The 21,084-nt window shown below is 48.1% G+C and carries 20 protein-coding genes and 5 pseudogenes; 21 read left to right on the top strand and 4 right to left on the bottom strand.

The window, feature by feature from the left end; all coding sequences use genetic code 11:
• Window positions 1–372: 372 nt before the first annotated feature.
• The 9 genes and pseudogenes from KB235_RS15840 to KB235_RS09340 all read left to right on the top strand — a co-directional run bounded on the left by KB235_RS15840 (window position 373) and on the right by KB235_RS09340 (window position 8,159).
• A complete protein-coding gene (locus KB235_RS15840) occupies window positions 373–546 on the top strand; it encodes a thioredoxin family protein (RefSeq protein WP_084593011.1) in 174 nt (57 codons plus the stop codon).
• 112 nt (window positions 547–658) lie between these two features.
• Window positions 659–1,117 carry a CopY/TcrY family copper transport repressor gene (locus tag KB235_RS09375; protein WP_029336169.1) on the top strand — a complete coding sequence of 153 codons (459 nt, stop codon included), beginning with the start codon at window positions 659–661 and terminating at the stop codon, window positions 1,115–1,117.
• 45 nt (window positions 1,118–1,162) lie between these two features.
• Window positions 1,163–1,378: a heavy-metal-associated domain-containing protein gene (locus KB235_RS09370; protein ID WP_029336168.1), complete on the top strand. Its 216-nt coding sequence runs from the start codon at window positions 1,163–1,165 to the stop codon at window positions 1,376–1,378.
• 18 nt (window positions 1,379–1,396) lie between these two features.
• Window positions 1,397–3,855: pseudogene (locus tag KB235_RS09365) on the top strand (heavy metal translocating P-type ATPase).
• Between the two features lie 14 nt (window positions 3,856–3,869).
• Window positions 3,870–4,145 carry a glutaredoxin family protein gene (locus tag KB235_RS09360; RefSeq protein WP_029595503.1) on the top strand — a complete coding sequence of 92 codons (276 nt, stop codon included), beginning with the start codon at window positions 3,870–3,872 and terminating at the stop codon, window positions 4,143–4,145.
• A gap of 142 nt (window positions 4,146–4,287) precedes the next feature.
• Window positions 4,288–4,431: a heavy-metal-associated domain-containing protein gene (locus KB235_RS15835; protein ID WP_420842135.1), complete on the top strand. Its 144-nt coding sequence runs from the start codon at window positions 4,288–4,290 to the stop codon at window positions 4,429–4,431.
• A 160-nt stretch (window positions 4,432–4,591) separates the two neighbouring features.
• Window positions 4,592–5,269 (top strand): hypothetical protein, encoded by a 678-nt coding sequence (locus KB235_RS09350; RefSeq protein WP_246514179.1) that lies wholly within the window; start codon window positions 4,592–4,594, stop codon window positions 5,267–5,269.
• A 79-nt stretch (window positions 5,270–5,348) separates the two neighbouring features.
• The gene (locus KB235_RS09345) at window positions 5,349–6,770 is read left to right on the top strand and encodes an MATE family efflux transporter (RefSeq protein ID WP_211779491.1); all 1,422 of its coding nucleotides are present in this window, start codon (window positions 5,349–5,351) and stop codon (window positions 6,768–6,770) included.
• Between the two features lie 226 nt (window positions 6,771–6,996).
• Window positions 6,997–8,159, top strand: a pseudogene (locus KB235_RS09340) (IS3 family transposase).
• Between the two features lie 63 nt (window positions 8,160–8,222).
• On the opposite strand, the gene KB235_RS09335 reads toward KB235_RS09340, so the two are convergent.
• The 3 genes and pseudogenes from KB235_RS09335 to KB235_RS15695 form a co-directional block, all read right to left on the bottom strand.
• Window positions 8,223–8,942 carry a peptidoglycan DD-metalloendopeptidase family protein gene (locus tag KB235_RS09335; RefSeq protein WP_211779490.1) on the bottom strand — a complete coding sequence of 240 codons (720 nt, stop codon included), beginning with the start codon at window positions 8,940–8,942 and terminating at the stop codon, window positions 8,223–8,225.
• A gap of 170 nt (window positions 8,943–9,112) precedes the next feature.
• On the bottom strand, window positions 9,113–10,048 hold the full coding sequence (locus KB235_RS09330) for an IS30 family transposase (RefSeq protein WP_211780946.1): 936 nt from the start codon (window positions 10,046–10,048) through the stop codon (window positions 9,113–9,115).
• 140 nt (window positions 10,049–10,188) lie between these two features.
• Window positions 10,189–11,043, bottom strand: a pseudogene (locus KB235_RS15695) (ISL3 family transposase).
• 218 nt (window positions 11,044–11,261) lie between these two features.
• On the opposite strand from KB235_RS15695, the pseudogene KB235_RS09315 reads away from it, so the two are divergent.
• The 12 genes and pseudogenes from KB235_RS09315 to KB235_RS09260 all read left to right on the top strand — a co-directional run bounded on the left by KB235_RS09315 (window position 11,262) and on the right by KB235_RS09260 (window position 20,320).
• A pseudogene (locus tag KB235_RS09315) lies at window positions 11,262–12,363 on the top strand (IS3 family transposase).
• A gap of 4 nt (window positions 12,364–12,367) precedes the next feature.
• The gene (locus tag KB235_RS09310) at window positions 12,368–12,742 is read left to right on the top strand and encodes a transposase (protein WP_211779487.1); all 375 of its coding nucleotides are present in this window, start codon (window positions 12,368–12,370) and stop codon (window positions 12,740–12,742) included.
• Window positions 12,743–12,900: 158 nt separating this feature from the next.
• Window positions 12,901–13,335, top strand: coding sequence for a hypothetical protein (locus KB235_RS09305; RefSeq protein ID WP_051627722.1), 435 nt, complete (start codon window positions 12,901–12,903; stop codon window positions 13,333–13,335).
• Between the two features lie 92 nt (window positions 13,336–13,427).
• A complete protein-coding gene (locus tag KB235_RS09300) occupies window positions 13,428–14,111 on the top strand; it encodes a hypothetical protein (protein ID WP_211779486.1) in 684 nt (227 codons plus the stop codon).
• A gap of 71 nt (window positions 14,112–14,182) precedes the next feature.
• Window positions 14,183–14,959 carry a hypothetical protein gene (locus tag KB235_RS09295; RefSeq protein WP_211779485.1) on the top strand — a complete coding sequence of 259 codons (777 nt, stop codon included), beginning with the start codon at window positions 14,183–14,185 and terminating at the stop codon, window positions 14,957–14,959.
• 284 nt (window positions 14,960–15,243) lie between these two features.
• Entirely contained in the window at window positions 15,244–15,891 is a 648-nt protein-coding gene (locus KB235_RS09290) for a DUF2750 domain-containing protein (RefSeq protein ID WP_211779484.1), read from the top strand.
• 145 nt (window positions 15,892–16,036) lie between these two features.
• A complete protein-coding gene (locus KB235_RS09285) occupies window positions 16,037–16,798 on the top strand; it encodes a hypothetical protein (RefSeq protein WP_211779483.1) in 762 nt (253 codons plus the stop codon).
• A gap of 25 nt (window positions 16,799–16,823) precedes the next feature.
• Window positions 16,824–17,333: a GNAT family N-acetyltransferase gene (locus KB235_RS09280; protein WP_211779482.1), complete on the top strand. Its 510-nt coding sequence runs from the start codon at window positions 16,824–16,826 to the stop codon at window positions 17,331–17,333.
• A 470-nt stretch (window positions 17,334–17,803) separates the two neighbouring features.
• Complete coding sequence (locus KB235_RS09275; protein WP_211779481.1) at window positions 17,804–18,349, top strand: hypothetical protein; 546 nt, start codon at window positions 17,804–17,806, stop codon at window positions 18,347–18,349.
• A 12-nt stretch (window positions 18,350–18,361) separates the two neighbouring features.
• A complete protein-coding gene (locus KB235_RS09270) occupies window positions 18,362–18,844 on the top strand; it encodes an SRPBCC family protein (RefSeq protein WP_211779480.1) in 483 nt (160 codons plus the stop codon).
• A gap of 35 nt (window positions 18,845–18,879) precedes the next feature.
• A pseudogene (locus KB235_RS09265) lies at window positions 18,880–19,320 on the top strand (GNAT family N-acetyltransferase); the annotation flags it as partial.
• 19 nt (window positions 19,321–19,339) lie between these two features.
• Window positions 19,340–20,320 carry a Gfo/Idh/MocA family protein gene (locus tag KB235_RS09260; RefSeq protein ID WP_211779478.1) on the top strand — a complete coding sequence of 327 codons (981 nt, stop codon included), beginning with the start codon at window positions 19,340–19,342 and terminating at the stop codon, window positions 20,318–20,320.
• Window positions 20,321–20,348: 28 nt separating this feature from the next.
• Here KB235_RS09260 and KB235_RS09255 read toward each other — a convergent pair whose 3' ends face one another.
• Window positions 20,349–20,900, bottom strand: coding sequence for a P-loop NTPase family protein (locus tag KB235_RS09255; protein ID WP_211779477.1), 552 nt, complete (start codon window positions 20,898–20,900; stop codon window positions 20,349–20,351).
• Between the last annotated feature and the right edge of the window lie 184 nt (window positions 20,901–21,084).

Here is a 21,084-nt window from a genome sequence, read left to right as displayed (position 1 = left end):
TTAAATCATATAAATACAAGTTGTTATAAAAAAGAGTCACTCATAAACTGGCACTTTGTGGTGTAGGAAGGTATACATTTCGACGTCGAAATGTATACCTTCCTACACTTTTTACTTATGAGAATGTCTCAATAGTAAGCTAGTAGTCGAATCATCTATTTAATCCTAGCGACTAAGCAACAAAACGCTTAAGACAATTCCTACTTTGTTTTATTACATCATATAAGAGATGACAGTAGTTAACAATTTAAAGCTGTATGAGATCAAAATAAAAAACATACAAAATGAACACGAATATATAGATTGACAAATAACGGTTACATTCGTAAACTCAAATAGATTACAAATGTAAACGGAAAGAGAGGAGAAAAAATGCTTTCGAAATTTCAATTATCTGATTTGCAAATGGTTAATCACTCTACGCAGCCTGTAGTCTTAAAGTTCACCACCGATTGGTGCCCGGGATGCCGTCAGCTCGCACTACTATTTGAAAGCGTTGCTGAAGGATATCCAGATGCGTTTTCTAGACAAGAATATAGCCAATGAAGACTGAATAGCGAACCCAAAAACATAATGGTTGACAGTCGACGTTTACGAATGTAAACTGAAAACAAATAAAACGTTTACGATTGTAAACTTAAAATTGGAGGTTAGACAAATGGCTGAACATGTCGAAAAACAAATCACGGATTCAGAATGGGAAGTCATGCGTGTCGTTTGGGCCCAAAAGCACGTGACCAGTAAAGAAATCATCGAGGTATTGGAAAAGAAGATGAGCTGGAAGCCTGCGACGACGAAGACATTCATTGGAAGGCTCGTGAAAAAAGGGATGCTCTCAACCGAGGCCGAGGGGAAGAAATTCATCTACTCCGCGAACGTCGTTGAAGGTGACGTCATCAGAGAGACGTTACACGATCTACTCGATCATATCTGTGACAGGGATGTCGGGAACACAATCGGAACGATGATCACACAGGCGACACTGAGTGTACAGGATATCGAGAATCTCAAAAAAATCCTTGAGATGAAGGAAAGTGAAGCGGTGGAGGACATTCCATGCACCTGTACCCCGGGTCAATGCAGATGTCAGGACCATTCTTGTGGATCCAGACATTGAGTTTGAAATGATGTCATGAATGTAGTGAATAGGAGGAGATTCAAGATGAAAAAAACGATTTTAACGATTAAAGGTATGTCATGCGCTCATTGTGTCAACAAAGTCGAGTCAGCACTTGAAGGTCTGAATGGGGTTGAAAGTGCGAAAGTCAACTTAAAGAAAGGCATCGCAAAAGTGAAGTACGATGAAACACGACTAGATGTGAATGAATTTAAAGAAGTTGTGGGCGAGGTCGGTTACGAAGTCGAATCAGCCCAATAATAATGGAGGTAAGACGATATGGAGAGTAAGACATTTGCCGTGGAAGGGATGACCTGTGCGTCCTGCGTTCAGACAGTTGAAAAAGCAACAAAAAATTGCCTGGCGTAGTGACCTCCAACGTCAACCTAGCGACTGGGAAATTGAGCATTCATTACGATGAGACGAAAATCTCGCCGCTGGATATTCAGACGACCGTCGAGAAGGCTGGCTACAAGGCCTCAACCGAGACCGAGCAAAGATCATTTGTCATCACAGGGATGACTTGTGCCTCATGTGTGCAGACGATTGAGAAGGCCACGAGGAAAATGGTGGGTGTGACTGAGTCGAATGTGAACTTGGCGACAGAAAAATTAGTCATTCGATATGATCCTCAGCTGGTGACTGTATCAGATGTCATCCGAGTGGTGGCAAACGCCGGATATGAGGCAAGAGAAGATCAAGAATCAGCGGATAGTCAAGATACCGAGAAAGAAAAGAAACTGAAAAAAATTCAATCGATGTGGAACCGATTTGTAGGGTCGGCGATTTTCACGATTCCATTACTCTATGTGGCGATGGGGCATATGATCGGCCTACCCCTACCGATGGCATTGCATCCAACGATGAACCCAGAATTGTTCGCTGTCTTGCAGCTCATGATGACCATCCCAGTGATGTTATTCGGATGGAAATTCTTCTCCGTCGGATTTAAGACATTGTTCCGAGGGCATCCGAATATGTATTCACTTGTCGCCCTAGGGACGAGCGCAGCCTTCTTCTATAGCGTCGGTGCCACCATGGCTATCCTCTCAGGTTATGAGGGATACGTGAATAGCCTCTACTATGAGACAGCCGCAGTCATTCTCACGCTGATCACATTAGGTAAATATCTTGAAGTCCGGTCGATGGGTAAAACATCCGAAGCGATTGAAAAATTGATGGGACTGGCACCTAAGACGGCAAAGGTCGTCCGCAACGGACAAGAGTTAGAAGTATCAATCGACGAAGTCATCGTCGGCGACACGATTATCGTAAAGCCTGGTGAGAAGATTCCGGTGGATGGCGTGGTTCTATCAGGTAATACGTCTGTAGACGAATCCATGCTGACCGGTGAAAGTATCCCTGTTGAAAAAAATGTGGGTGCTCAAGTCATCGGTGCCAGCATCAACAAGAACGGGATCATCCAATACCGAGCCACGAAAGTCGGTAAGGATACGGCGCTATCTCAAATCATCAAATTGGTCGAGGATGCACAGGGCTCTCGAGCTCCTATCGCAAAACTGGCCGATATCATCTCCGGATACTTTGTACCGATTGTCATCGTCGTCGCGATCCTTTCAGGAATTGCATGGTATTTAGGCGGTCAGACCGGCCTCTTCGCCTTGACGATCACGATTTCAGTACTGGTCATCGCCTGCCCTTGTGCACTAGGTTTGGCCACACCAACAGCAATCATGGTGGGTACGGGCAAAGGTGCTGAGAATGGTGTGTTGATCAAGAGTGGCGGCGCCTTGGAGACGACCCATAAAGTCCAGACGATCGTGTTCGACAAGACAGGGACGATCACTGAAGGAAAACCGAAAGTGACAGATATCGTGACAGTGAATGGACATCAAGAAGATGAGTTGTTACGCTTGACCGCTTCCGCTGAAAAAGGGTCTGAACATCCATTGGGCGAAGCAATCGTAAGAGCGGCAGAGGACAGAATGATGCGTGTCATGGATATCGATCGTTTTGAAGCCATCCCAGGGCACGGGATCGAAGTCCTGATCGACGGAAAAGTCTTGCTTGCCGGAAACAGAAAATTGATGAAAGACCGCGGCATCTCACTTGATGTCCTTGAAGGCGCTTCAGACAAACTCGCACACCAAGGCAAGACGCCGATGTATATCGCGATTGACCAACAAATCGCAGGGATCATCGCTGTCGCAGACACCGTCAAAGAAAACAGTCGTAAAGCCATTCAGAAACTTCAACGAATGGGTATCGAAGTAGCCATGATCACCGGAGACAACAAAGGTACGGCCATGGCGATTGCGAGACAGGTCGGGATCGATCGGGTACTGAGTGAAGTGTTACCTGAAGACAAAGCGAACGAAGTGAAGAAGTTACAGGCCGAAGGGAAGAAGGTCGCAATGGTCGGTGATGGAATCAATGACGCACCAGCCTTGGCCCAAGCAGACATCGGAATCGCGATCGGTTCGGGTACTGACTTTGCGATCGAATCTGCAGACATCGTCTTGATGCGAAGCGATTTGATGGATGTACCTACAGCTGTCGAATTGAGCAAGTCAACCATCCGCAATATCAAACAGAACCTGTTTTGGGCATTTGCCTATAATGTCATGGGTATCCCGTTTGCGATGGGGATTGTTTATCTACTTGGTGGGCCCTTATTGAACCCGATACTTGCTGGAGCGGCCATGAGTTTAAGCTCAGTCTCGGTCCTGGTGAACGCACTCCGTTTGAAACGATTCAAGCCTTCGATGATCAAATAAAAGGAGGAATTGGGATGGATAGAGATCTACAGCTCGAACTTTACACGCGTCCGACGTGTTCAGATTGTCAGGATGCCAAAAAATACTTAAAAACAATCTCAGTCTCTTATGTGAACAAAGATGTGGGTGTGAACCTTGACCTTGAACAAGAAATGGTAGCGATATCAGGAAATCGAATCGTACCACTGTTTGTCTTCTACAAAAAAGGGATGCTCAGAAAGAGAAAAGTAGTGAAGTACTTTGTTGGCTTCGAGAACAACAAAGAGGAGATTCTAACATTGCTACGATAAGCAACGATAGCTCACTCTCAGAACCTGTTGAAAGCGTGTCGCGCAATGAGGGACACGAACATAAGGTGGCGAGGGTGTAAAAAAATCGATACTTTTACACCCTACCCATGTAAGGTAATTAAATAATCAGGAGGAACATATAATGAAAAAATCAACATTTCAGGTAGCGGGTATGTCTTGTGGATCTTGTATCAATAAGATTGAAGGATACGTTGGAAAGTTAGCGGGTATTGAATCAGTGAAGGTCAATCTTTCGGCGGGATTTCGGCGGGAGAGGTGGACGTGACGTTCGATGAAAGCCAACTCACACTTTCTGAGATTGAAACCGCAATTCAAGAGACTGGCTACGAGGTAACGGAGGCGACCGTTAAAATCGGCTGTTCTTGCTGCAAGTAATGGAGGTCGAGTGACGGTGCGATCAAGGACTACACAAAGGAGTGTTAAACGTGAAAGACCATGGACATCATCATATGAAGAACTTGACGGGAAATGAAGTGTCTGTAGAAGCCAAATATGAATTCGGGAAAATCAGTATCGAGTTAAAGGATCAACATCAGCAAGCCCCGGAACTCGAAGTCAGCCATGAAAAGGAATTCCATTTGATTCTCGTGAACGAAGACCTAACTGAGTACCGACACCTCCATCCGTTTAAAAAGGGTGAGGGTCGATTCGAGCACCCCGTCCAACTTGAGGCAGGGGCGTATAAACTCTTCGTGGATATTCAGCCTAAGGGACTGGCATATCAAGTGAAGCCGGTTCACTTACAGATTGATCATCAGTCCTCTTCCTCTATCAAATCGTCACTTAAAGTGGATGAGCGTCTGACGAAGACGATCGAAGGTCATACCGTCGAGCTGTCGATTGACTCTTTAAAAGCGCATGTCCCGACTGTCTTCAGCTATGACACCAAAGAAAGTAACCCGGAGCCATACCTTGGAGCACTTGGTCATGTCGTCATCTTGGATGAAGCCGGAGAACAGTTTATCCATGTGCATCCTTCTTCTCATGATACGACGGAATTTGAGACGGTCTTCCATAAACCTGGCCTATACAAGGTCTGGGCCGAATTCCAGTTCCATGGGACTGTGCACACCTATCCTTTCGTCATTCGTGTCTCAGATTGACCATGAGCGACCCATGGTACCTCGTTGGGTCGCTTTCCTGTAATCGTTGTAAGCATAATTTTCGAAGGAGAGGACTCAGATGATAGAAAGTGAGCGGCTGGACACTCATGGTGATCGAAAAACCAAGATGAAATTCATCCTTCTACTCGCGTTACCAGCGATTGCCGAGAATTTTTTCCAAACGTTGCTCGGATTTGTCGATACGCTGTTCGTCTCAAGAATCGGCCTAGCAGAAGTGTCAGCGGTAGGAGTGACGAATGCCATCCTCGCCATCTACTTTGCTGTCTTTATGGCAATCGGTGTGGCAGTAAACGTTTATGTCGCCAATAACTTAGGCTCAGAACGAATCGAGCGCGCGAGACATATCGCGCAGCAGGCCATCGTCCTATCTGTCGTGGTCGGGGTGACCTTTGGGGTCGTGACGCTATTTTTCGCTGAGCCTCTCCTGCGGTTGATGGGGGTGGAGAATGACGTTTTAGAAGCTGGTAGCACCTACTTCAAAATTGTCGGGATCCCATCGATCGTGATGGCATTGATGTTTGTGCTCAGTAGTATCTTACGAGGTGCGGGAGATACAAAATCACCGATGAAGGTGAGCATCGTCATCAATGTCGTCAATATTGTGCTCGACTATATGTTGATTTTCGGTTTTTGGATCATCCCCGAACTTGGTCTCGTCGGAGCGGCACTCGCGACCGTCATCGCCCGGCTCGTCGGGACGCTCTTATTGATGAACTATATTCGTAAGACGGAAGTGATCGCCTTCAGGAAAGATTTCTGGAGACCGGATCTCGAACACCAGTTGGAGCTCGTGAACCTTGGAAGCCCGGCGGCTATCGAGCGATTGGTCATGAGAGCCGGACAGATCGTGTATTTCGGATTCATCGTGGTACTCGGGACGAACACCTTCGCCGCGCATCAAATTGCAGGGAATCTAGAGGTTTTCTCTTATATGTTGGCATATGGTTTCGCGACAGCAGCAACCATTCTCGTCGGTCGCAACATCGGAGCGGGAGACCACGAGACCGCCAAAGAATATGCCAGATTGAGCACGTTCATGGCGATGGGCTTCATGTCCTTATTCGGGGTCGTCTTATTCTTCTTCGGAGGATGGGCAGGTTCACTTTTCACCGACGATCCCCAAGTCATCAAAGACATCGATGTCGCGTTAAAAATAGCAGCGGTCTTCCAGCCTTTCCTAGCAGTTGTCCTTGTATTGACCGGTGGATTCCAAGGAGCGAACAATACGAAGTTTCCAATGTATCTGACCACGATCGGTATGTGGGTGATCCGGACTGGGGCAGTATATGTATTGGCGATTCAGATGCAGATGGGCATTGCAGGAGTGTGGATCGCCATCGGTCTAGACATCGTCTTTAAGGCGATCGTCCTTTGGATTCAATTCAGCCGAGGGCGTTGGATTGTAGTGGAATCCGAACCGCAGAAGCCCTGTCATCCCAAAACTAAGCATGAAGACGTGCGATGTATAAATAATTATTAACACTTGGCTGAAATTGTAGGAAAGAGCAAAGTTGTTCTTTCCATTTATCTTTTCTGAAAAAGTTATTAAAGGAGCCCGTCACGCCGACCTAAAGAAATCGAATCAGTGGTGAAAAACACACATATGTCATGCGGCCTATTGGGCTAACCTAAATTTTTGAGACAATATAAAAACACCTTCGCAGTGGTACACTTAAAAAAAGTGCTAGCATCGGAGGTGTTTTTGCGTGGGCAAAAACGTATATTCAGGTGAAGTGAAATGGGCAGTGGTGAAAGACAAACTGAGCGGTGAGTTGACGAATAGAGAGATCATGGAGAAACACGGAATCAAAAGCGAGTCCCAAATCCACACATGGATGAGATGGTATCGGTCCAATGAAATCTATCGATTTGACCAGCCGATCGGTAAGCAGTACACCTACGGACTTGGTCCTGATTCCGCCAGCGAGGATGACAAGAAAGAGCGTCAACTATCCCACCTGAAGACGGAGAACGAAATCTTAAAAAAATTCATGGAGATCGAAAGAGAGTTGAGAAAGAAGTAGCCCTAAAGACTGTAGAGCTCCTGAAGAGGAAATATACGATTACGGCGATCCTACGTGTCCTAGACGTGCCACGGGCAACCTATTACCGTTGGGTCAGAGAACCGGTGAAGCACCCTTCGGTGCTAGAGCAAGCAATCGTCGAAGTATGTAAGCATACGAAATATCGATATGGACATCGAAAGATAAAGGCTCTGTTAGAGCAAAACTATGAGTTAACAGCAAACCGGAACACCGTATAGAGAATCATGAAGAAACACCATCTCCAGTGTCGGATCAAACCCAAACGAAAATGGAAGTCTCAGGGTGAGAGCATCGTCATCGCCCCTGACCTTCTCAAGCGAGACTTCACTGCCAGTAGACCGAATAAGAAGTGGGTGACGGACATCACCTACATCCAATACGGGGGCACGACGAAGTACCTCTCCACGATCATCGACCTATTCAACAATGAGATTGTTGCCTATAAGCTATACGATCATCAACAGACGCCCCTCGTCATCGATACGTTAAGGATGGCGTTGGAGAGTCGGAACAATCCCGAAGGGGTTATCATCCATTCAGATCAAGGAAGTGTCTATACATCATATGCCTTTCAAGATTTCGTAAAGAGGAAGTATCTGACGAGCAGCATGTCTCGAAGAGGCAACTGTTGGGATAATGCGGTGATCGAATCGTTTCATTCGAACTTGAAGTCTGAGGTGTTCCAGTACGTCAAGTTCAACTCGTTAAGCGACTATGAAGTGCGTGAGCGGGTGAATAATTACTTAACTTACTACAACGAAGAACGTAGCCAAGAAAAATTAGGCTACCTCACACCGATAAAATATGGTGTGGCGGTAGCCTAATCAAGGTATTTTTATTAGTGTCTCATATAGCTAGGTCAGTCTAATCTTTTCTTTTTTTTTAGGTTACAAATAGTTCATTGGGTTGACACTATTCGCTGCAGAATAACTGCTGTATTTATAACTGTTTTTATGAATCTCAAAGTGCAAATGATTTCCGAACGAGTTTCCTGTATTCCCAACTGTTCCAATCTTCATACCTTTAGAGACTGTCTGACCACTTTTTACCGAAAGGCTGTTCATATGAGCATAAACGGTTACGTATTTTTGATTCTGTAGACTATGTGAAATCATAACGTGTTTACCGTATGCACCGCTGTTTTTAGATGTAATGACTTTTCCACTGGCAGAAGCGTAGACGGGTGTGCCTTTTGCTGCAGCTAGATCAACGCCATTATGGAATGTATAACCGTAAGCACCATTAGAGTTTCCGTATCCTTGGGTCAGCCGACCTTCTGTAGGAGAAGCAAAAAGAGAGTTATTATATGATGTTTTTTTGGCAACGTGGCTCTTATATTTTTTTAGGTAAGAACTATAGATATACCGTGTGTTTCCTTTGTAAAGTACTTTTGTCCAAGCTCCTTTTTTTCCCAAATAAGAAAAGGTCTGCCCAGTGTTAGTGATGCCGACAATTTTGTGATTGAGAGAAGGACCAGTCCGAACACGAAGATCGTCTGTCTTCACTTTTACGTTATATGCACTACTTGCTTCGACTTTTGGACTATGCATCGAAAAAGTTGTTGTGAGTAAGACACTAGAAGCGATAAGTATTACCTTGTTTTTCATTAGTTGTACTCCTTTAAAGATAAAGATACAGTGACGAACGATTTGTTAAAAGGAGTATAGCATCACTATATTACAAAAAAGTATATCAAATTCATTTCAAAAATTGACAAGAGATTTAATCAAAAAATGCATAGTTTTTTCACAAACGGATTTTATGATAAGATGGTTTGTCAAATTAAGCGCAACACTTCCTCGGTGAAGGCCTCGTGTGCGGTTTTCCAGTTCAGGCACTTCCTTGGTCGCCCGTTGATTTTGGCCAGTGCGTCCGCGAGTTCGTCATGCGCCACCTGCGCGAAGTCCGTTCCTTTCGGGAAGAACTCGCGGAGGAGCCCGTTGGCGTTCTCGTTGCTCCCCCGTTGCCACGATGCGTACGGGTCGGCGAAATACATCGGCACACCGAGTGACGCCTGGATGCGCTCGTGACCGCTGAACTCCTTGCCACGGTCCGTCGTCGCCGTCTCGAACGTGCCGTCCGGGAAGGCGCCGTGCACCGCATGGATCGCCCCCTCCATCGAGGCCGCGGTGCGGTCCGCGATCGGCAGGGCGAGATAGAACCGGCTCTTCCGCTCGATGACCGTCGCGACGCACGCCTTCGACTTCCCTCGTCCGGAGACGACGGTGTCGAGCTCCCAGTGCCCGAACGTCCGGCGCCCCTTGACCTCTGGCGGTCGTTGCGAGATGGGGAGTCCGATGTTGATGCGCCCGCGCGTCTCGGTCGGCTTTTGACGTTTTCCTTTCTGGCGGAGCACGGTCAGGGGCACGTCGATCCGTCCCGCGTAGATCCAACGGTAGATGGTGGAGAAGGCAATTTTTCCTGCGTAGAGGCGGCCGACGATCTGTTCCGGGGACCAGGTCGCACGCAGCTTCTCGACGATCGTCCGGCGCATCGTGTCGTCGAGCTTCGTCTTGGCGCCGCAATGGGTTTTCGCCTTCTCGTAGCGTTTCTGCGCACGTCCTGACTCGTAGCCGGGGTTCCGTCTGATCTCCCGCGAGACGGTCGAGGGCTGTCGCCCGAGCCGTCTCGCGATGGACCGGATGGACATCCCGAGCTCCAGATAGGTCTCTATTTTCACGTGCTCCGTTGTGGTAAGATGGGTGTAGCTCATAGCGATTCCTCCGTCTGAATGTTTGTGTCGTAACTTCATTCTAAACGAGGCCATCGCTGTGGGCTTTTTTTGCGTTCACGTTCAAGTGTTGCACTTAATTTTATAATTCAGGCTCATCACCATAACACGTGGTTGCTATTTTAACGACCAAGCTCGAAGCGTAATCTCAAAAAGAAACGTTCGAGGTTTCGGTAGCCATAACCACGGCGTTTGATAAGCTTGATTTTGTTGTTCGTTCCTTCCATCTTTCCGTTCGATAGACTGGACACGATTGTTCGACGTATCGCTTCCTCTCGGTTCTGGATCGATTTCGCGATCTTCGCCAGAGGCCCGCAAGGATGGGACTGATAACGATCCAACCAATCGGTCAGTCGACGTTTCGCCTGTCCATGGCACGTGGCCTTCAGCACATATCGAATATGTTGAAGTCCTTGATAGAGGTCCCGGGTGAACGGATCTTCCCGAAGGCAAGAATCGGCGACCTCCCGGTCTTCGGGGGACAGCGTCTCCGGACGACAGGCGAGAGCACGGTCAATCACACGGACATGATGGTGACGTTTCACCTCGTTCAAAAAACGACGCCGACGGCGAAGGGCGTCCGTGAAGAACTAGATGAGATGGAAACGATCCAGCACATGTTTCGCATCCGGGAAGACATGTGCGACGGCCTTCGCCATTGCCGGTGCAAAGTCACTGACGACAGAACGGATGTCTCCGGCTATGCCTTGGAGTGCAGCCGTGATGGCCGTGACGTCCCTTCCCGGGACAATGGACAGGAGCCGACCACTCTCCGCATCGAGGGCGATTGTCGCATAGTGATGTCCTTTTCGTGTGGCGAACTCGTCGATGAGGACGTCTGTCGTATGCTTCTCTGTCTCTACTGAGGCGTACCGATAAAACCATCGTTCCACCGTCGTGTAAGGTAATCCGTATTCACGCGCTACATCTGAGATCGTCCTACCGTGGCAACGTTCTGCGATGCCTTTCCGGAACACCTCGGTGGAGGTGCGGACGAGCCCGAGACCGTAGTCATACACGAACGTCAAATCACAAGAGAAGCATCTTTGACGTGGGACATCCAGCTCAATCCAGAGTATACCGACGTTCCATGCGTGACCGTGTCGGAAGCGATGGATGGGCTACACTCAATTGGACATAAATGAAGAGGTCGATTAGACTGAAACAAATTATGAACACGAGGAGAACATTAGACATGACAAAGAGAGCGCACCGCGTTTACACAGATGAATTTAAAGAACAGGTCGTCCAGCTCTATCTCAACGGGAAGCCGAGGATCGATATCGTTCGCGAGTACGATTTGACACCATCGGCACTGGGACGTTGGATCAACCAGAGCCATACGACCGGTTCGTTCAAGGCAGAGGACAACCTGAGCGACGAGGCCCGTGAACTCCGTGACCTGCGCAAGCAAGTGAGGCAGCTCGAGATGGAGAACGACATTTTAAAGCAAGCCACGCTGATCATAGGACGAAAGTAACTGTCATCAAGAACAATATGCACAAATACTCGGTATCAGCAATGTGTAAAGTCCTGAAACTATCAAGAAGCACCTTCTACTACGAATCCAAGAGGTGACCGGTGATGTCATCGAGATTTTCCGCCGCAGTCGTGACAATTATGGGACGCGCAAGATCAAGGTCGAGCTACAGCGTATAGGGAAGCGTGTGTCACGCCGACGCATCGGACGCATCATGAATGAGCAGGGGCTCGTGTCCTCCTACACCGTCGCACAATTCAAACCGAAACGAAGCAATCCTAACGAGTCCACGGTGAAAAACGAGCTGAATCGTGAGTTCCGTCAGGAAAAGGAACTGTCGGTCATCGTGAGCGATTTGACATACGTCAGGGTCCAAAACAAATGGAACTATGTCTGTGTATTTGTCGACCTATTCAATCGGGAAATCATCGGACATAGCGTCGGCGAACGCAAGGATGCGGACCTGGTGGCCCGGGCGATCGCAACAATTCCAGCTGACCTCCGTCGGGTGGGCATGTTTCACACCGACCGTTGGAGCGAGTTCAACAACAAACTCGTGAGCGACACGTTGCGTAGCTTCGGGATCCGTCGTTCGCTCAGTGACAAGGGGTGTCCTTACGACAACGCAGTGTCAGAGGCGACGTACAAGGTTCTCAAAATCGAGTTCGTCAAGAAGCAGACTTTCCCGAATCTGACGGTTCTCGACCGTGAATTACGTGATTACATACATTGGTTCAATCACATCAGAATCCATGGGACATTAGGTTACCTGACACCGAAAGAATACAAAAAAAGAGACCTCTTAAAAAATGTCTAGTTAAGTGTTGACAATCCAGTCCCCCGAAGACCGGGAGGTCGCCGATTCTTGCCTTCGGGAAGATCCGTTCACCCGGGACCTCTATCAAGGACTTCAACATATTCGATATGTGCTGAAGGCCACGTGCCATGGACAGGCGAAACGTCGACTGACCGATTGGTTGGATCGTTATCAGTCCCATCCTTGCGGGCCTCTGGCGAAGATCGCGAAATCGATCCAGAACCGAGAGGAAGCGATACGTCGAACAATCGTGTCCAGTCTATCGAACGGAAAGATGGAAGGAACGAACAACAAAATCAAGCTTATCAAACGCCGTGGTTATGGCTACCGAAACCTCGAACGTTTCTTTTTGAGATTACGCTTCGAGCTTGGTCGTTAAAATAGCAACCACGTGTTATGGTGATGAGCCAATGATTATAGCGTGTGATAGTTGCGGAAACAAATCGAGGATTCTTCGTTCCATCGCGCTAGGTTTTAAACGGAAATGAATGAAAAAAAGAGCGTTGATGAATCATCAAGGAAGGGGCAAGCGTTCAAATGAGCCTGAAAAAACAACTACACAAGGCGATCCTCTCAAATGACCGAGCGACCGTTCAACGTCTAGTGAAGCCGCTCGCTCACGAAGTGGTGTTAGATACATTTCTTGAAGTTGCGTTTGATACGGATGATTTAGCGGTCTACGAAATCGTATGCGATCAGATTCAAGTTGAGCAGACTGCGGATTGGGAAGAGGCTGCGTCGCTTCTCATGAGCCAACCGTTCTGTCACCATCCTCATGCCTATGAACGGGCCTACGAACATGCGAAACGTGCTGTCGTGCTTGATTCTAGTCGCATAGATCTAAAGGAATACTTGCTCTTTTTCAATGCGATTCCCGACAAATTAATGACGGATGATGAAGCGAACGAATTAGCGACCGAGATTCTAAAGCTGCGGCCAACAAGTCAGGTCGCTAAGATGCATCTTCTGTAAAACGATGACTAGAGTCGTGCTGAATGATTATTCCAAGTGGAAACGTCCAATGATACAATGTGATGTAAGTCATCCCTAGAGGAGGCGACAACATGCGTTGGATGATTCGGCTTGGTTTGACCGCAGTGCTGACAGTAGGAGCGGTCTTTATTGGACTTCGTCTCATCAGCTTGTTGATGGAATGGTGGTATGAGCCTCCGACCTCGGGGTTAAAGTTGCGACCGACACCGGCAGAATCTGAGTATTTGATGGAGTCGTCCGAAGGAAAGATGAGGATACCGAAAGAAGAAGAACAGTCTCGTCTGAAACTGGACTATTTGGATTATACGATTGATTCTGTGACTACCGTCATCGAACGAGGCGATGGCCTCTTCTATTGGGTGTTGATACTAGCCTGTGTATTGCTTAGCGTACTGATTTTTGCCGCTAACATTCGTTTTCAGCACCGCAAGCAAGCTGACGAAACAGCTTCGTTCACGACGCGGACGTTCTCGCGTCATTCAGTCCCGAGCTCGATGACGAGTGTCGAAGAACCGGCTTGGACCGGTGTGACGATTCGAGACGCGCTCATCACGTTCAATCAGGCGTTACCGCCGGCGAAGAAATGGTTGCCGACAGAAACGGTTTTAGAGTGGGCACGGCGCATCGAATTGACGGACATCGATTTCAAGCCATATTTGGAAGAGCGCTATGGAATGACAGATTCGGTGACACCGAAAGAAGTTGACCGCTTCCGCAGAAGGCTCGAGCAGTATCAAGACCGTCTAGCTCGTTGAGTAAACGTATAAACGATTCATCGTGTTCGATTGAACAACAAGATAGCGGTGAATATGGGAGGTGAAACTGGATGAAACTGCAGATTGAGAGGATATTTATAACCGATGAATCAAGAGTATTTGATGCCGATTTATCAGGTGGTGAAGTGATTGTTCTGGTGAATCAGGATGGCCAGGTCGTCTATTGGAATGAGCGAATGATACGACTGCCGTTTCATTTGAGTTCGCCATTCATCCGTCTACTTGATTCAGAAACGTTTCTCGTCGTCGATGTGACGCACGAAGGTACACCCGGCAACGCCTGGGTTATCGATGGGCGAGGGTCGATACTTCATTCGTTCCATGCGGGCAACGCCATCGGAGCGGTCGCCGTCAACGACACGGGGATTTGGATCGGCTATGCCGATGAAGGGGTGTTCGGGGAAGGGATATCCACCGAGGCACTCGTCTGTTTCTCGAGGACAGGGGAAGTGTTACAACGCTATCAGTCAGATTTTGTACGTCCGCCGACCATTGTCGACTGCGAATTGTTGCAAGCAAATCAAACCGAGGTATGGTTCTGTCCGTCGATTTGGTATGACTTGATTCATGTTGATTTAACCGGTCGACTCAACAAGTATAAGACGCCGAAGCGACTTCACGACAGTTCGGCGCTGACGATTCAAGGACAGGTCGGCTACTTCGTAAAAGACGGGTTGTTGTACAAGTGGCCGTTCGGTGCACGCAAACGCCCTGACGTTGTAGCTGAGTTTTCGGGAACTGCTAGAGGGTTAGGGGAGGGTGAACGGTTCCACTTCATTCAAATCGGTGATTATGAAGTGAGCGGCGTTCAGCTCGTTAACGAGTGATGACGCATATAGGTAGTCGTTGAATCGACTAAGAAGTTACAACTTACAACCGAATGATTTCTCGTGACGATGGACCTTGTCTATAGGTCCTTTTTTACGTTTTACAAACGTTTGGCGCAACAGAATCGTGATCATTATTGAATCAACTTGTCGGAATCAATTCCCTCTTTTTTGTAAATTCAGTATACTCATGTTATTGATGTTAGAAAGAAGGCGATGAGATGAGGCTTGATACGAATCTTTCAGGAATTTCGGTCGAAACGATTGAACAGGTAGAGTAACAAGTGGGGTCACGCTTCCCGGACGGCTTACGTGACGCATGGGGTCATGAGAACAAGTTCGAACTTGGGGATTGGTTCTTTTATCCGACCAAGGACGAGCGGTTTTTCAATAAGACATGGGATGACGTCATTCGAGCCAACGAATTGAAACAAGAGGAGTTACCGCATGGGTTCGTGACGCTTGCGACGAACGGATCCGGTGATGAGCTCGGTTTTCTAAAAGACGACCGGGAGACGATTTACGTCTGGTGGCACGAGTTAGACGAACTCCAGGTGGCGGCGCTTTCGTTTGAGGCGTTCGTCGAAGTGACGCAGGCGGAAAGCGACGTGCTCGAGACGTTTTGCGAACGAGTCGAGGAGAATGGACTCGTCTTCGGATTATCTGCGGAGCAAGACGAGGGGTGGGCGTACGCACCATCGCACGTCGAAGACACAGACGTCTTGTTATTCTTTTCGTCACGAGAGCTTGCGCTCGCGTGCCGGGTTAAAGAATGGGCCGACTATCATGTGATCGAGTTGCCGGTCGAGCTATTCCTTGAACGCTGGTTGCCGAACATGTCGGATGATGAGCTGCTGTGCGGCCTCGATTGGTCGAGCGAGCTGGTAGGGTTGGAATATGACCCAGAAACCATTCTAGAGTATTTTGAATAATTTTATTTCAAATACCGAATGTGATATCTTTTTTAAAGAAAATATAGCAACGAATATGATAAATTCTTTTTCTAAAAACGCAATCATATCGACAGAATTACTAGCGCTCATCGTGGAAAGCGACGTGGGAGAGGAGAACACATCTTTGAATGATTATAACATAGGGAATATCTTTGAGCTGTATTCAGGCAACGAGACCCTCTCGGTGGAGCAACAGGCGATGATGGATCCCATCGACGCCTACGTTGAGGCAAACCAGTTCAAACAGCTTGAACATTACCTTCAACAAACCCGAGGCATCGAGCAGATGTTGATTGATCATGTGATGATGGACCCGACTGATAACAGCCGATGGGACATGCTCATCGGGTATGAGTTGATTGATACCATCGAAGATTTTGCCCGGGTGAATAGCTTCGGTCTCACTGCCTATACGTTTCATCCGAATGACCCGTTCTATTTCGCGCTCGCCTTATATTGGGCGGGTTGGAATGACTTTGTCATCACAGACGAGGATGTCGCTTTGGCAGAGTCGCTCATCGAACAAGGACCGGAAGAAGTGAGCGGCCTGCTATGTATTGCGTTGGCGAGGAGAGACATCGATCGTTTCGATTATACATATGTTCAACGAGCGATTGAACGATGCCCGTGGGCCGTCGAACCATATATGCGTCTCGGCGAACATCGCTTGCGAGCCCATCCAGCAGAAGGAAAGATGCTTCTACAGCAAGGGCTTGACCGGGTGAAGTATACGTGGGGATTCGATCAAAAGGGGCGCTGGTTCAACACGGGCTCGCAGTATTTTAATCCCACCACGTGGCGACAAGACACAATCGCTGAGCTGCTCGGTCTAAGCATGGACCACGACGAGTATAAAAAATACGAGCGGATCATCAATAAAAGATAGTCACCCTAAAGAACGGAGCATTGGAATGAACACAATCGCATTAGCCAAACCATCAGATTTAACTGCAATTGAACAACTGTATCTCGCTTGTAAATACGATTTGCTCACCCGACAGATTTTTCAATGGGACGACACGTATCCGAACCGCGCCTATTTTGAGGAATGTATCAAAGACGATTCTGTCTATATCATGAAACACGGTGAGGAGTTGCTCGGAGTCGTTGTACTCGATCAATGGCAGTCGCACGAATGGGAGGCGATTCACTGGCGTCACGACCATCCGCTCGTCATCCATTCCTTAATGGTGCATCCGGAGCGGCAAGGTCAAGGTAGCGGAAAAGCCCTGTTACATGCCTCTGAACAGTTGGCAAAAGCGGAAGGTTACACCAGCATCCGGCTCGACAGCTTCTCAGGAAATGAGGAAGCCTGCAACTTTTACAAAGGACACGGCTACGTGGAACGTGGAAGCGTCCATTTTGATTCGAAACCGAAAGGGCATGAACGGTATGTCTGTTTTGAAAAAGAGCTTCTCTAAATCAGCTAACAGTCTGCCGCCACGGTTAGTCTTGGGCGAGGTCCTAAGAATGTTTCTATGAAAAGAAAATGGGCTACTATACCGATGTAGGAGCGCTGAGTCCGAATAGCTCAAAGTGGCTACATATCCGTTTCCGTTCGATTCACGAATCAACTACACATTCGTTAGTCTAAGGAACGACGAACAGATCATCAACATGACATAAAAGAGGAAATTCAAAGATGTGGGATCAAACAACGAAATTACTTATGAAAAAGGCGAAGAAACAAAGGAAATGGACCGAAGGCGTGTTTGTCAATCCAGTCTATTGAATGGTTAACGGAACGCCATACTACATGGCAGGCTTTACGCGAAACAATCAATCGGTGGCAACCGCCTACTTCACAATCGGAGAAGAGAACGTGGACGAAGTGTTAATTGCGTAGCCGAACCTGTCTTATTTTGCCGATTTAAGCGGCAACCTATCACGTATGGCGACGGACCGCGCAAACATTCCGATCTCTTATTACACGAAACCGTTAGACATTCCGATTATGAACGCGAGCCCGCAGGTTCAACAGGGGAGAGAAGCGTTTGCTCACTTTTGGGAGATTCAACAAACGTTTAATCAGATGCTTCAGGACTATACCGCGTATTATAACGATGACGTATTAATCCGAAAGCACATTACGGACACAGATTTGTCTAAGATGAAAGAATTCGCCGTGCTAGCAGACATCTATCAATATCAAACGTTGAAGATTTTAACGAGTCAAGGTGAAGACATTCAAGCGTTCGCGGCGTTTCTCGAAAATACGAAAGAATGGTCCAGCCTGTCTCGACAAGAAAAGAAATTCATAAAAAGGATTGCTGTCGGAAAAGAAAATATGCAAAAAAACATGGAGGCCTTAGACGTGCTCGAGGCCAATGATTTTGACCAAATGGTTAAGTTGAATTATGACCACTTGATCAATAAAAATAAAGCAATTATCGAGGGACAACGACAGTATATCCGTTATCCGAAAGGGATTTCTTAAGGGGGATTTGATGTGAAACAACTCGAAGTGGCTACGTATACGATGACAATCGACGCACCGATTGACCACACGTTCGCTTGTCTCGCAGAAGACGAACATATCATCAAATGGAACGACCATTTGATCGAAAATATTTATGAGGACGGTGACGCCTCACTCGTGACGGGAAAACGGTTCATCTCGGTCCAACAGTTCGAGAAAAAAGAGATTCGGGTCGAATCCGAGTTGACCCATGTCAATCGTCCTCACGAATGCGAGGTGCAGGCGGTGACGAATCAAGGGGTGTCGATTGCGACGTATACGTTGAGCGAGACAACGGACGGGACGGATGTGACGATTCGGATTTCACTCATCCCTTCATCCTGGCTATATGCCCTATATGTGAAGGCGTTCAAATGGGCGATTCGCCTGATTTACGATGAACAGTTCAAACAGTTCCGCATCTACACCGAGGCGAGTGCATCAAAACCGTCACTTGCCCGGGATGCGGAGTGATTTGCGATGATTGAACCGATTACCTCTTTGACGCGGTCCGTGCATTCTTTATCGATGCCTGGGGCACACCTGAGATGGTGATCTCGACCGGGACGTATGACTGCGCCACGCTTGACGGGTTTGTCTGGTCGGAAACGAACGTCATCATCGGCCTCGTCACGTATGTCATTCGGGAAGACGAGATTGAGATCATCTCGCTCGACAGCCTCCAGGAGAAGCGTGGCATCGGCTCGGCGCTCCTCGATGAAGTGGAGAGAGTGGCCAAGCAACATCAGCTCGAACGGCTGTCGCTCATCACGACGAACGACAACCTGCGTGCGCTCTCCTTTTACCAACGCCGAGGCTGGCGCCTCGCACGGATCATCCCGGGTGCGGTCGATGCGGCCAGGCTACATAAACCGTCGATTCCCGTTATCGGTGAGCACGGCATCCCGCTCCATGACGAAATCGTCCTTAGCAAAATCATCACAACTTAAAGAAAAGAGGGATTTTCCTATGATTCGATTCGGTATTATCGGCACGAACTTTATCACCCGTTCTTTCATTGAAGCGACCCATGAAGTCGAAGGCGCATCCGTGTCCGCCGTCTATTCCCGGACAGACGAGCGCGCGAAAACGTTCGCTGAAGAATTTGATATTTCACATACGTTCACCTCACTCGAGGAGATGGCGTCCAGTGAGTTGATTGATGCGGTATATATCGCGAGCCCGAACTCGCTCCACGCCGAGCAGAGCCTGCTCTTTATGCGTCACGGTAAACACGTTCTCTGTGAGAAACCGTTCGCCTCGAACGTCGAGGAAGTCAGACAGATGCTTGAGACGGCGCACGAACATGACGTCGTTTTGCTCGAAGCGCTCCGCAATCTATTCATGCCGAACTTCGATGTGTTGCGTCAAGAACTCCATCGCGTCGGACCGGTCCGGCGTGTCATCTTGAACAAGTCGCAATACTCGTCACGCTACGACTTGTATAAGCGTGGGGACAACCCGAATACGTTTAATCCTGCATTCTCGAACGGTTCACTGATGGACCTTGGCGTCTATTGCCTCGGTCCGGCTTTGAAACTGTTTGGACGACCGAGAGGCTTACATGCCAACGCCGTCAAGCTCGAGTCAGGTGTCGACGGCAGTGGTTCGGCCATCTTGTCGTATGACGGTATGGACATCATCGTGCTCCACTCGAAGATCCATGGCACGGACGCCCCGTCCGAGATTATCGGGGAAGCGGGGCGCATCGTGATTGACGATATCGGTTCGCTCGATCGCTTGACATTCGTTGGCCGCGACGGGACGACCGTCGAACTTGGCTTAGAACAGGCGAGCCACATGACGTATGAGATTCAGACGTTCGTGAACATGATTGAGGCAGGGGAGCGGGAGACCGAGATTCATTCATTTGCCGATATGCACACACTTGCGGACGTCATGACCGATATCCGACAGCGCATCGACGTGCGGTACCCGGCTGACGCATAACAAAGAGCCTCGAGCATGTGCTCGGGGTTCATTTTTGATGACTATAATCCTCTTTTAGAAAATTCAGCACCATCGCAATTCGTTCCTCGGTCGAGTAGTCGCCCTCGATTCTTAGGATGGGACAAGACAGTTCAGCAAGCCATTGGTCATGCAACGTCTTGCTTCTCACTTCCGTCCCGGCATGGTCATACAGGGCGGCCCATCTCAAAAACGCTTGTGATTGCTCGTATAGGTTGCCGCCAGCGAGTGCCGCTGCTCCATAGCGCTCGAGCTCCCGTTGTTGTAATCTGGCCAAACGAACGTCGGGCGGAATCCATAAAAAGATAACCAAATCAAAATAGGGCATGAAGCAGTCGCCCCAGCCGACAAGTGACCCTGACAGAATCCACCGTTCAGATTGGAACAACTCTTCTTTGAGCATCTCGCGTCGTTCAGGTACGGGTCTCGTTTCGGTGAACTTGTTGATCCAGAAATAATCGTCCGTATCCAGATGAGTATGCGCCAGGACGTTCGCCAACGCGTCGCCAAGTGTTGAGGTTCCAGAGCCCGAAGCGCCCAGTATGTGAATTCTGCTTCTCATGTTTGCCTCTCCCATCAACCTATATTTTTATGGCTAACATCGTGAACTCGCACGGTATATTCTCACTGTTCCAACTTCGATGTTCGTCTTCGTCGAGAAAATGTGAAGGCGTTATCCTCTTTTTGAGGATTATAATGAAGTCACGCTGGATAATTTTACAATAAGTTTCAGTGGAATGATAGTG

Origin of the sequence: Exiguobacterium alkaliphilum, assembly GCF_018138125.1 — a bacterium.
GTDB classification, from domain to species: Bacteria; Bacillota; Bacilli; order Exiguobacteriales; family Exiguobacteriaceae; genus Exiguobacterium; species Exiguobacterium alkaliphilum.
The sequence above is the reverse complement of the archived record's forward strand: the minus strand, read 5'-3'. Positions and strand labels throughout refer to the sequence as shown.